Raw genomic sequence first — 11,360 nt, forward strand, 5'->3', positions numbered from 1 at the left:
GGCCCTTCTGTTTTCCCCGAACGGGGAGAGCGGACCGAAGGGGCCTCGGGGCAAGAGCAGAACCCGGTACCAGCCGCCAACCGGTCGAACCCGACCGGCACGACCAGACGAGGAAGAACAGCCGTGCAACTCGAAGCGCACGCCCCGTCCGTACCGCCTTCCGAAACGATCCCCCCGCCCGGCCTCACGGAGGACTCCACCTTGATCCCGCTCACCGCGCTCACCGCGCTCGACGACGCCATCGAGAACCTCGGCGTACCCGTCCCCTGCCGCTCCTACGACCCGGAGGTCTTCTTCGCCGAGTCGCCGGCGGACGTCGAGTACGCCAAGTCCCTCTGCCGCACCTGCCCGCTGATCGAGGCCTGCCTCGCCGGGGCCAAGGAGCGGCGTGAGCCCTGGGGCGTCTGGGGTGGCGAGCTGTTCGTCCAGGGTGTCGTCGTCGCCCGGAAGCGGCCGCGTGGCCGCCCGCGCAAGAACCCGGTCACGGCATGAACATCCACGGAACGATCGACCGTCCCCTCACGCACGATCCCAAGAAGCAGGCCCCGATGAAGCCGTCCACCAGCGAGCCCGCAGGCTCCGCGACCCCAGACTTCACCACTGCCGGTACCGACACCGGCTCGCGTCAGAACAGGACCCGAGAGATGCAACTCATCCCAGAAGCTCTGGCTCGTGCGCATATGCACGAGCGACTGCACGAGGCCGAGCAGGAACGCCGGGCCGTGCGCCTGGCGACCGCTCGCCGGATGCAGCGCCGGGCCGAGCGCGCCTCGATGCGTGCCCGCCGTGCGCTCGCCATCGCCGTGATGCAGTAACCCAGTACACCTGAAGCGGTTGCCTCCCGACCCCGGGAGGCGAAAGCTCCCCGCGGGGGCCGGTCCGGCCGAACGGACCGGCCCCCGCGGTGCGTTGTGCCCGCTGATCCACCCACGGCGGAGTTATCGTCAGCGGGTGACGAGTCTTCCCGGAGGCAGTGATCACGGCGGCTCCGCCACGGAGCCCCACCCTCTCGTGTGCGCCCGCTGCGGCACCCCGGCCGACGGCCCCCCGCCCGTCACCTGGACCTGCTCCGTGGAGAACGGCGTCCGCCAGTTCTTCTGCGACGCCTGCTCCAGGGACAACCTCAGAGCGATCGAGGGCCGGCTCGACTCGTCCTGGTGGTGAACCGGGCCCCCTACTGCGCCTCCACGGCTGCCTCGGCCACTTCGGCTTCCCCCGCTTCCTCGGCCCCTTCGAGTTCCTCGGCCCCTTCGAGTTCCTCGGGTACGAACCCGGGCAGCCATGCCTGCAGTTCCTCCCGCAGCCGCACCGTCGCGCCCAGCTGGCACAGCACGCCGATGGTGCTCAGGGTCACCCGGTGTATCAGGAGGTAGGCCGGCGGCAGGTTGAGCTGCTTGCCCAACTGGTGGGCCGGGTTGCGAGGGTCCGCGATCCGGGCCGCCTGGCTGCGCATCCAGTTGCGGGTGAAGGTGAACTCGTCGACCTGGGCCGGTTCGATGATCGGCAGCAGATAGTCCAGGACGGCGTCGGGGTCCAGCTCTATGGACTCCTTGACGAACCCCTCCGCGCACAGCAGCTCGTAGACCGCCTCGGCGTCACCGTCCAGCGTCATCCGCAGGGAGTCGCCGATCGGGCTGGGCAGGCCGCCGGAGAGACGGTCGACGGTGCCGAAGTCCAGCACGCCGAGGCGCCACTCCTCCTCGTCCTCCGGCGCACCGGGCAGCAGGCGGAAGTTGCCGGGGTGCGGGTCGGCGTGCAGCAGGCCGGTGCGGGCCGGGCCCGAGAACAGGAAGCGGGCCAGAAGCTGACCGGCCCGGTCGCGCTGCTCCTGCGTACCCTGAGAGATGATCTCGGAGAGCGGTATCCCGTCGATCCACTCCGTGACCAGCACCTGGTCGCACTGGTGCACCACCGCCGGCACCACCACGTCGGTGTCGCCCGCGAACTCCTCCGCGTGCGCGGCCTGGGCCTGTGCCTCCAGGGAGTAGTCCAGTTCCTCGGAGACCCGGTCGCGCAGCTCCGCGATCAGCGGCTTGATGTCCATACCTGGGATCAGCGGCCCCAACAGGCGGGCGAACCGGCTCAGTTGTCCCAGGTCGGAGAGGAGGGCCTCACCGGCTCCCGGGTACTGCACCTTGACCGCCACCGCCCGGCCGTCCTGCCACACGGCCCGGTGCACCTGGCCGATCGAGGCCGCCGCAGAGGGCTTGTCCTCGAACTCCAGGAACAACTCGCGCCAGTCCTCCCCGAGGCGTTCGGTGAGCACCGCGTGCACGGTGCGGGTCGGCATCGGCGGCGCGGCGTCCTGGAGTTTGGTGAGGGCCGCCCGGTAGGGGCCGGCGACCTCCTCCGGGAGGGCCGACTCGAAGACGGACAGCGCCTGCCCGAACTTCATCGCCCCTCCCTTCAACTCGCCCAGAACCTTGAACAGTTGCTCCGCGGTGCGCTGCTGGAGCTCCCGCCCGACGATCTCCGCGGACTCGCCCACGATGCGCTTGCCCAGACCCCAGGTCGCCCGGCCGGCGAAGCCGAGCGGGAGCGCGGCGAGCTTGGCGGTCCGGGTGACCGCCTTCCGAGGAAGATCAGACATGCGCCCTCCAAGTCCCAGTCGGCCGTGCCGCGTCCGCGTGCTCTCGTCGCTTCGCCGACGGCCGTTGCACCACCATTGTCGCGTGTGGATCCCCGTTGGTTGAGGAGTGTTCCCCCTTAGCTTTCTCCGCCGCTCCGCACGGGCATGCGGGGTGCGGCCAGACCGGCCGTGCGTGCCAGTGCAGAACCGGCACGGAGGCCTCCCATCGGGCCCCCGCGCCGACCGGCGGCTCCCCGTCGAGGAAGGCCAGGGCGTGTGCGGCGGCCAGCCCGGCCACGGCCGCCGCCAGTGTCAGATCGCAGGCGCCCACCCGGCGGGCCCGCCCGGACCGCCACTGGGCGACCAGGCGCGGCCAGGCCGGATCCCGGTCCGTGCGGTGCTCGTGCAGACAGCGCGCGCAGCCCGAACCACCGGGCAGGACGAGGGGGCCGACCACACCCGTGCCCTCCACGACACCCGTGTAGAGATGAGGGGTCCCCGAGGCCATGAGCGGCTCGGCGGCGCGGGCGTCCGGGGCGTGCACCAGGACGTCGTCGCGCGGGGCGATGATCACCAGTGCCAGGCCGGGCTCCTCCACGGCCGGGTCCGGGCGGCGCGGCGGGCGGTCCGGGGCGGACCGGCGGACCACTCTGCGTGCGGCCTCGGCACGGCGCTCGCCGACCGCCTCCGCCGGCAGTCCGCCCGGCGCCACGTCCCACGGCTGGACCCGGCCCACGTCCCGCACATCGACCTCGCCGACACCCGCGCCCGACAGCAGCGCGGCCAGCGTCACACCGACCCGGCCCGCGCCGTCCACCCGCACCCGCAGCGCCCGCCGGGCCGCCAGCCGGCCGATCGCGCCGCCCGGCTCCGGGGTGGTCAGGGAGAGCGAGGCGAGATCGGGGCGCAGCCGCTCCAGCACCTCCTGCTTCTCACGCAACGCTTGTGCCGCGGGCCCGCCGCCCTGTGCGTCGTCGACCAGTCCGGCCCGCGACAGCCGGTCCACCAGCGCGTCGACATGGCCGTCCGGCATGTCCATGCGGCGCCCCTCCTCGCGCAGCAGCTCAAGTCCCCGGGCGCCGTTGAGCAGGTCCAGGAAGCTCCCGGTCGCCGTGTCCATCGGCCCCAGTGTCATCGCGTGCGCGGGAGTCATCCCGAACTGCACGGTGTTGAGGTCGCGCCAGCCGCGCCGCAGCGCGGGCTTCACCAACGGATGCATGACAGGCCCCCGTAGCCGTCGAAAAGTCACAGAACGTCCCCGTGTGCCGGTGGAGCCGGTCCTGCTCCGCCGACGAGTGCCAGCATGCCCCGGCCGCCCGGCGGGCGCCGAAAGTTGTCCACAGGCGGTGGGTATTCGTCGTACAAATCAGACGCATGGTGGGGGATCGGCACCGAACCGTCCCGGACCCGGGACTTCCCCCGTATGCAGCGGGTAACGTCGGGGCGTGCCCGCCGACCCACTGCACCGCGCCGGAAAGCCACAGCGCAGCACGACGAGCCAGCCGCCCAGCGGCTTGGGGGCGAGCGCGATCGAGGTTCGCAGGAGCACCCGGCGCCGCCGGACCGTTTCTGCGTACCGCGAGGGCGATCGCACCGTCGTGCTGATCCCCGCCCGGATGTCCGAGGCGGAGGAGAAACGCTGGGTGACCGTCATGCTCAACAAACTCGCTGCCCAGGAGAGCAAGCGAGTGCTGGGCGACGCCGAACTGGCCGAGCGCGCCGCGCGGCTGTCGGCGCAGTACTTCGGCGGCCGGGCCCGCCCGGCCTCGGTGCGCTGGGTCACCAACCAGAACACCCGCTGGGGCTCGTGCACCCCCTCCGAGGGCAGTATCCGCCTCTCGCACCGGCTCCAGGGCATGCCCGAATACGTTGTCGACTACGTGCTCTGCCATGAACTGGCGCATCTGCTGGTGCCGGGTCACGGCCCCCGGTTCTGGCGGCTGCTCGAGGCGTATCCGCGGACCGAGCGTGCCCGCGGCTACCTCGAAGGGGTGGTCGCGGCCGACCGGCTGCCCCACGTGCCCGGCGCGCGCGATGAGTGACGCACCCCGGGAGCGCTCCCTTCGGGGCCGCTGAGCGCGGTTGTGTACCGGGTCTGTACCGACTTCTTCCGATGTCCGAGTTAGCCGTTAGCCTGGCGCGACGCACTCACATTCGGGATGGGGGACGGTCGTAACGCATGGCCAGGGAATTCCAACGCGGCCACAAGGCCAGGATCAGTGACCTCACGGCCGGCACGGATCTGTACGTAGGCGTGCAGATCTCCGGCCCCGGGCTGACCTTCGACATCAGCTGCTTCGGCCTCGACGCCGACGAACGGCTGTCGGACGACCGCTACTTCGTCTTCTTCAACCAGCCGAAGTCGCCCGAGGAGTCCATCCAGCTGCTCGGCACGCAGGCGGGCGACACGGAGTCCTTCCGGGTCACGCTGGACCGGATCCCGCCGCAGATCCAGAAGCTGGCGTTCACGGCGACCATCGACGGCGCCGGGCAGATGTCGCAGGTCGCCCCCGGGTACATCCGGATCGTCGCGGGCGGCGAGGAAGTGGCCCGGTACTCCTTCAACGGCTCGGAGTTCTCCACCGAGCGCGCTGTGATGCTCGGCGACTTCTACCTGAAGGACGTGTGGCGGTTCGCCGCCGTCGGCCAGGGCTTCGACGGCGGTCTGGAGGCGCTGCTGAAGAACTTCGGCGGCGAGGTGCTGGAGGAGGAGGCGCCCGCCGCGCCGGAGCCGCAGCAGCCGCAGACCGGATCCGCGCCCGGCTTCGCGCCGCCCGCGTTCGGGGTTCCCTCCGCGCCCGCGCCGGCCCCCGCGCCCACCCCGCCGCCCGCGCCCGCCCCCCAGGGCTTCACCCCGCCGCCGGCCCCCGGTCCGGCGCCGGCTTCGAATGTGCACCATGCGCCCACCGTTATCGCCCCGTTGACCCCGCCGGCGCCCGGCACGGTGCCGCCCCCGCCCCCGGCGCCCGCGCCCTACGGCCAGCCGCCCGCCCCGCCCGGCTACGGCCAGCCCCCGGCGCCCCCGCAGACTCCTGGCCCGCCGCCCGGTTACCCGCAGGCGCCCCAGGCTCCGACCCCGCCCCCGGGCTACGGACAGCAGCCGCCGTTCGGCCAGGTCCCCGGGCAGCAGAGCTACGCGGTCCCGCAGGGCGCTCCCCAGGGCGGTGCCGGTGTCGGTGCCGCGCTCCAGAAGTTCAAGGAGACGCCCACCGGGCAGCGCTGGACCCCGCAGAACAGCAAGCTCATCCGCGCCGACCTCGGGATGGGCGGGCAGCCGGTGCTGGCCCGGCAGGGCAGCATGGTGCTGTACCAGGGCAAGGTCGACTTCAGCTACAAGGGCGCCGGGTTCGCCGGCCGGATCGTCGGCAACGCCACCGGCCAGGAGATGCAGCTGATGCGCTGCACCGGCAACGGCCAGGTGTTCTTCGCCGAGAACTCAGCCCATCTGCACCCGATCGAGCTCCAGGGCGACGCCATCTGCGTCTCCGCCGAGAGCGTCCTCGCCTTCGACGAGAGCCTCCAGTACGAGGTCCGCCGCATCGAGGGACACGGCATCCCCGGCGGCGCGCTGTTCACGATGCAGTTCCAGGGCACCGGCACGATCGTCGTCAAGACGCACGGCACGCCCGTCGTGCTGCCCGTCACGCCGACGACCTTCGCCGACTGCAACGCGATCGTCGCCTGGTCGGCGGCGTCGCAGGTGATCGTCTCCAGCCAGGTCCGGATGCGCCGCAACGCCTATCCGGGCGACACCGGGGAGAGCGTCAACCTGCAGTTCCGGGGCGCGCCCGGGAACTTCATCGTCGTCCAGCCGTACGAGGTCTGAGGGAGCCCGTCATGAACCAGCCGCTCGCGGGCTACGCCCCCGCACCCGTCACCGCCCGCATGGAGAACCACGGCGACCACATGCTCAAGGTCGCCATGCAGACCGGCAACGACCTCCTCGCGCGCGTGGGGTCGATGGTCGCCTACGAGGGCTTCGTCCAGTACGAGCCCAACCCGCCGGCCGTGCGCCAGATCGCCCGGGACTGGATGACCGGCGAAGGCGCGCCCCTGATGAAGTGCTCCGGCGACGGCCTGCTCTACCTCGCCGACTACGGCGCGAACGTCGTCGTCATCAACCTCAACGGCGACGGCATCTCCGTCAACGCCACCAACCTGCTCGCCTTCGACGCCCATCTGACGTGGGGCGTGGAGCGGGTCAAGGGGCTCGCGAAGTTCGCCGGTCAGGGGCTGTGGAACACCAAGATCTCCGGGCAGGGCTGGGTCGCGCTGACCTCCCGGGGCAAGCCGATCGTCGTCGACTGCGGCGGCGGCGAGGACGAGACGTACGTCGACCCGGACGCACTGGTCGCCTGGTCCCCGAACCTCAAGGTGAAGGGCAAGCGCAGCTTCAAGGCGCAGTCGCTGATCGGCCGGGGCAGCGGCGAGGCCTACCAGATGGCCTTCTCCGGCCAGGGCATCGTCGTCGTCCAGCCCAGCGAGGACAGCACCGACCGCCTCCGGTTCCGGGGCTGAGGGGGAGTCAGGAAACCATGCAGAGCCCGCTTTTCGCCTTCAACGACTCCCAGGCCCGGGACCGCTACAGCCTGCAGAACAAGCAGATGCTGCGGGTCGTCCTGGAGGGCCACGACGACATCCTCGCCCGCAAGGGCACCATGGTCGCCTACCAGGGGCTCGTGGAGTTCGACGCCGAGTACCAGGGCCACAACCAGGCACGCGCGCGTGCGTACACCGGCGAGGGCCTGGACCTGATGCGCTGCCACGGGCAGGGCACCGTCTACTTCGCCAACCTCGCCCAGCACATCCACGTCCTGGACGTCGAGCAGGACGGTCTGACCGTGGACAGCGGCTACGTCCTCGCCATGGACTCCTCGCTGCACTACGAGGTCGTCGCCGTCGACAGCCTCTACGGCATCTCCGGGTCCGGGAAGTACCAGCTCAACATCACCGGACGCGGCAAGGTCGCCCTGATGACCTCGGGCGCGCCGCTGCTGATGCAGGTCACGCCCGACAAGTACGTCAACTGCGACGCCGACGCGATCGTCGCCTGGTCCACCGGGCTGCGCGTCCAGATGCAGGCCCAGACGCATTCCTCGGGCGTGTGGCGGCGCCGCGGCAACACCGGGGAGGGCTGGGAGCTGAGCTTCATGGGAAGTGGCTTCGCGTTGGTCCAGCCGAGTGAACTGCTGCCGCCGCAGCACGCGCAGATCGGCCAGGGCGTCGCCGCCCAGTTCGGCATGGGCCAGCAGGGAGCGCGCGGGATGAACCAGGGCAACGTCTGGAGCTGAGGGCCGCGCAGACTCGCAAAGTAAGGGGCGCCCGCCATGGCGGGCGCCCCTTACATCTGCGTCGAACTCTCTGAAATCCCGGGTCAGAGCCGCGCGCGGGTCCTTTCCAGCAGCCGTACGACCGAGTCGTCGGCGACGTCCGGCACCTCGTCGTAGGCGAACCAGCGCAGGTCGAGGGACTCGTCGCTGATCGTGTGGGCGGCACCCCGCGGGGCGAGGGCCGCGTACTGGACGTCGAAGTGCCAGTGGCACGGCGCCGGGATCGGGTGCCGGTCCAGGCGGACCGGGCCGCCCGGCAGCAGTGTCAGCCCGGGGATGCCGGACTCCTCGGTCGCCTCCCGCAGGGCCGCGGCCGCCAGCGTGGCGTCGCCCGGCTCGCAGTGGCCACCCATCTGCAGCCACATCCGCAGCTTCCTGTGCAGGGTCAGCAGCACCCGCCCCTGCTCGGGGTCGACGACCAGCGCACTCGCCGTGACATGGCCGGCGTGACACGCCTTCCACATGCCGTCCGGGTGTGCCGCGAGGTGGTCCAGGTAGGCCTGGCGCAGCTCGTCCTGGCCCTCGTACCCCTTGAGGACGAGGACCGCGTCGTCGTACAGGCTCACTCGGTGTCGTCGCCCCTGTCCTGCTCGCCCTTGTCCTGGTCGCCCTGCTCCTGGGCGTCCTTCTTGCGCAGGTCGGGCTTCTGCGCGGCCTCTCCGAGCATCTTGTCCAGCTCGGAGAAGTCCAGCTGCTCGCGGTGCACGAAGCCGTCCGGGTCGTCCAGGTCGGACGCCGTCGGCAGCATGTCCGGGTGCGCCCAGAGGGCGTCCCGGCCGTCGACACCGCGCGCGTCCGTGAGCGAGGCCCACAGCCGGGAGGCGTCGCGCAGCCGGCGCGGACGCAGCTCCAGGCCGATCAGGGTGGCGAAGGTCTGCTCCGCGGGGCCGCCCGTGGCACGGCGGCGGCGCAGGGTCTCGCGCAGCGCGTCCGCCGACGACAGACGCGGCTTCGCGGCCGCGTGGACCACCGCGTCGACCCAGCCCTCGACCAGGGCCAGAGCCGTCTCCAGACGGGCCAGGGCGGCCTTCTGCTCGGGCGTGTCCTCCGGCTGGAACATGCCCTGCTGGAGCGCGTCCTGGAGCTGCTCGGGGTTCTGCGGGTCGAACTGGCCGACCACGTCCTCCAGCTTGGCCGTGTCGACCTTGATGCCGCGCGCGTACCCGTCGACCGCGCCGAACAGGTGCGAGCGCAGCCACGGCACGTGCGCGAACAGGCGCTGGTGGGCCGCCTCGCGCAGCGCGAGATACAGCCGCACCTCCTCCTTCGGCACACCGAGGTCCTTGCCGAACGCCTCGATGTTCGCCGGCAGCAGCGCGGCCTTGCCGGCCGGGCTCAGCGGCAGGCCGATGTCGGTCGAACCGACGACCTCGCCCGCGAGCACGCCCACGGCCTGCCCGATCTGGGTGCCGAACATGGCGCCGCCCATCGAGCGCATCATCCCGATCAGCGGGCCCGCCATGGCCTGCATCTCCTCCGGCAGGACGTCGCCCATCGCGGCGCCGACCCGCTCGGCGACCGGGTCGACAAGCTCCTGCCAGGCCGGCAGCGTCGCCTCGACCCACTCCGCACGCGACCACGCCACGGCCGAACCGGAACCGGACGGCAGCGACGTCGCGTCGTCCAGCCACAGGTCGGCCAGCCGGACGGCCTCCTGGACCGCGGTGCGCTCTGCGGGGCCGACGCTCGCGTCCTTGACGCCGTCCGAGGTGCCCTGGGAGACCGTCTGGCGGGCGATCTGCTTGGCCATGTCCCAGTTCACCGGGCCGCCCTCGTACGAGAGCATCTGGCCCAGCTGCTGGAAGGCCGCGCCCAGGTCGGTGGGGTTCAGCGAACCGAACATGGCAGCGAACGGATTGTCGGCGCCGGGGCCGCCGAAGCCGCCGGCTCCGGGTGTGCCGAAACCGAACGGGTTGGCCGGTCCCTGCCCACCGCCGCTCTGCTGGTCCTTCTTCTTGCCCTCGTCGCCGTCTTCCGGCTCCTCCGGCGGAAGGCCGAAACCGAATGGGGTGTCACTCACGGGAATCCTCGGCTGGTAAGGCCACCGGTTCTCTCCGGCGGCGCGGCTGCCCGACAACACCACCCAGCGTAGACACCCCGACCCGATCGGGCCTCGGTGCTTCGCCGACAGTCGGCCTGCGGCAGGATGGTTGCCACCTGGTACGTACGCGTCACTCACGCTCGTACTGAAGACAACCGCTGGAGACGCCCGGTGAGTTCCCCAGATCCGCAGGTTCGCGCAGCGCGAAACCACTCAACCCCTCCCGCGGTGCGCGGGCCCGTCGTCGCCGTCACCGGCGCCGCGACCGGGGTCGGCGCGCTGCTCACCGAGCGGCTGGCCGCGTCCGAGGAGGTCAGGCAGGTCATCGCCATCGACGAGCGGCGCGGGGAGTGCGCGGCCGCCCAGTGGCACATCCTCGACGTACGGGATCCGGCCATCGCGGACAAGCTGCGCGGGGCCGACGTGGTGGTGCACCTCGCGCTCGACCTGGACCTGGAGACCGACCCGGCCGCTCGTACGGCCTACAACGTGCGCGGGACGCAGACCGTGCTGACCGCGGCGGCCGCGGCCGGAGTGCACCGCGTGGTGCTGTGCACCTCCGCGATGGTCTACGGCGCGCTGCCGGACAACGAGCTGCCGCTGTCGGAGGACGCGGAGTTGCGCGCCACCGCGGAGGCCACCGGGGTCGGCGACCTGCTGGAGATCGAGCGGCTCGCGCGCCGGGCGCCCCGGGCGCATCCGGGACTCAACGTCACCGTCGTGCGCCCCGCGGTGCTGGTCGGGGGTACCGATACCGCGCTGACCAGGTATTTCGAGTCTCCTCGGCTGCTTGTCGTCGCGGGGTCGCGGCCTGCCTGGCAGTTCTGTCACGTCGAGGATCTGTGCAGTGCGCTGGAGTACGCCGTCCTGGAGAAGGTCGAGGGGGAACTCGCCGTCGGGTGCGACGGGTGGCTGGAGCAGGAGGAGGTCGAGGAGCTCAGCGGGATCCGTCGGATGGAGCTGCCGTCGGCGGTGGCGCTGGGGGCGGCGGCCCGGCTGCACCGGATCGGCCTCACGCCGTCGCCGGCCGGGGATCTCGCGTACACGATGTATCCGTGGGTGGTGAGCGGGAGCCGGCTGCATGACGCCGGGTGGCGGCCGGGGTGGACGAACGAGGAGGTGCTGGCCGAGTTGCTGGAGGAGGTGGCCGGGCGGCACACGGTGGTGGGGCGGCGGCTGGGGCGGAAGGATGCGACGGCCGCGGGTGCGGCGGGGGCGACGGTGGCGTTGCTGGGGGCGGCGGCTGTGGTGCGGCGGGCGCGGAAGGCTCGGCGGCGGATCTGAGGGCGGGTTCTCGCCCCCGCCGCCCCTACCCGTCCCGTCCTTCCAGGGGGTGGGCCCCCTTCGACCGCCCGTTTCGGGGGCTGCCGCCCCCGGACCCCCGCTTCGGCCTGAACGGCCTCGTCCTCAAACGCCGGAC

General features: G+C 71.9%; 12 protein-coding genes. 8 read left to right on the forward strand and 4 right to left on the reverse strand.

Annotated features, from left to right (window positions below; translation table 11 throughout):
• The first annotated feature begins 123 nt into the window (after positions 1–123).
• From ACFY6U_RS41300 to ACFY6U_RS41310, 3 genes are all read left to right on the forward strand, one after another.
• Positions 124–492, forward strand: a complete 369-nt coding sequence (locus ACFY6U_RS41300) for a WhiB family transcriptional regulator (protein WP_010984500.1) — start codon at positions 124–126, stop codon at positions 490–492.
• Entirely contained in the window at positions 489–815 is a 327-nt protein-coding gene (locus ACFY6U_RS41305) for a hypothetical protein (protein WP_294008740.1), read from the forward strand. Before ACFY6U_RS41300 ends, ACFY6U_RS41305 begins: the two co-directional genes overlap by 4 nt.
• Before the next feature lie 136 nt (positions 816–951).
• Positions 952–1,164 carry a hypothetical protein gene (locus ACFY6U_RS41310; RefSeq protein ID WP_351489652.1) on the forward strand — a complete coding sequence of 71 codons (213 nt, stop codon included), beginning with the start codon at positions 952–954 and terminating at the stop codon, positions 1,162–1,164.
• 10 nt (positions 1,165–1,174) lie between these two features.
• Here the strand turns inward: ACFY6U_RS41310 and ACFY6U_RS41315 are convergent, their stop codons facing one another.
• On the reverse strand, positions 1,175–2,590 hold the full coding sequence (locus ACFY6U_RS41315; protein WP_390046758.1) for an ABC1 kinase family protein: 1,416 nt from the start codon (positions 2,588–2,590) through the stop codon (positions 1,175–1,177).
• Positions 2,583–3,788, reverse strand: a complete 1,206-nt coding sequence (locus tag ACFY6U_RS41320; protein WP_390046760.1) for a TOMM precursor leader peptide-binding protein — start codon at positions 3,786–3,788, stop codon at positions 2,583–2,585. Before ACFY6U_RS41320 ends, ACFY6U_RS41315 begins: the two co-directional genes overlap by 8 nt.
• Positions 3,789–4,014: 226 nt before the next feature.
• Here ACFY6U_RS41320 and ACFY6U_RS41325 point away from each other — a divergent pair, with 226 nt between their 5' ends.
• The 4 genes from ACFY6U_RS41325 (at position 4,015) to ACFY6U_RS41340 (ending at position 7,860) form a co-directional block, all read left to right on the forward strand.
• Positions 4,015–4,611: a M48 family metallopeptidase gene (locus ACFY6U_RS41325; protein ID WP_390046762.1), complete on the forward strand. Its 597-nt coding sequence runs from the start codon at positions 4,015–4,017 to the stop codon at positions 4,609–4,611.
• Positions 4,612–4,748: 137 nt separating this feature from the next.
• On the forward strand, positions 4,749–6,395 hold the full coding sequence (locus ACFY6U_RS41330) for a TerD family protein (protein ID WP_390046764.1): 1,647 nt from the start codon (positions 4,749–4,751) through the stop codon (positions 6,393–6,395).
• Positions 6,396–6,406: 11 nt separating this feature from the next.
• Complete coding sequence (locus tag ACFY6U_RS41335; RefSeq protein WP_351489639.1) at positions 6,407–7,087, forward strand: AIM24 family protein; 681 nt, start codon at positions 6,407–6,409, stop codon at positions 7,085–7,087.
• 17 nt (positions 7,088–7,104) lie between these two features.
• The gene (locus ACFY6U_RS41340) at positions 7,105–7,860 is read left to right on the forward strand and encodes an AIM24 family protein (RefSeq protein ID WP_390046766.1); all 756 of its coding nucleotides are present in this window, start codon (positions 7,105–7,107) and stop codon (positions 7,858–7,860) included.
• An 83-nt stretch (positions 7,861–7,943) separates the two neighbouring features.
• Here ACFY6U_RS41340 and ACFY6U_RS41345 read toward each other — a convergent pair whose 3' ends face one another.
• Entirely contained in the window at positions 7,944–8,465 is a 522-nt protein-coding gene (locus ACFY6U_RS41345) for an NUDIX hydrolase (RefSeq protein WP_390046768.1), read from the reverse strand.
• Positions 8,462–9,919: a zinc-dependent metalloprotease gene (locus ACFY6U_RS41350; protein ID WP_390046770.1), complete on the reverse strand. Its 1,458-nt coding sequence runs from the start codon at positions 9,917–9,919 to the stop codon at positions 8,462–8,464. The genes ACFY6U_RS41345 and ACFY6U_RS41350 overlap by 4 nt, the downstream gene beginning before the upstream one ends.
• A gap of 192 nt (positions 9,920–10,111) precedes the next feature.
• Between ACFY6U_RS41350 and ACFY6U_RS41355 the strand changes: the two genes are divergently transcribed.
• Entirely contained in the window at positions 10,112–11,224 is a 1,113-nt protein-coding gene (locus ACFY6U_RS41355; protein WP_390046772.1) for an SDR family oxidoreductase, read from the forward strand.
• Positions 11,225–11,360: the final 136 nt, after the last annotated feature.

It is taken from the genome of Streptomyces sp. NPDC013157 (genome assembly GCF_042899865.1).
Classification (GTDB): domain Bacteria; phylum Actinomycetota; class Actinomycetes; order Streptomycetales; family Streptomycetaceae; genus Streptomyces.

What these genes read in the sequence shown, in the direction of transcription:
- ACFY6U_RS41320 (WP_390046760.1), bottom strand. Translation starts at nt 3,788, where the DNA reads ATGCATCCGTTGGTGAAGCCCGCGCTGCGGCGCGGCTGGCGCGACCTC.
- ACFY6U_RS41335 (WP_351489639.1), top strand. Translation starts at nt 6,407, where the DNA reads ATGAACCAGCCGCTCGCGGGCTACGCCCCCGCACCCGTCACCGCCCGC.
- ACFY6U_RS41315 (WP_390046758.1), bottom strand. Translation starts at nt 2,590, where the DNA reads ATGTCTGATCTTCCTCGGAAGGCGGTCACCCGGACCGCCAAGCTCGCC.
- ACFY6U_RS41340 (WP_390046766.1), top strand. Translation starts at nt 7,105, where the DNA reads ATGCAGAGCCCGCTTTTCGCCTTCAACGACTCCCAGGCCCGGGACCGC.
- ACFY6U_RS41330 (WP_390046764.1), top strand. Translation starts at nt 4,749, where the DNA reads ATGGCCAGGGAATTCCAACGCGGCCACAAGGCCAGGATCAGTGACCTC.
- ACFY6U_RS41305 (WP_294008740.1), top strand. Translation starts at nt 489, where the DNA reads ATGAACATCCACGGAACGATCGACCGTCCCCTCACGCACGATCCCAAG.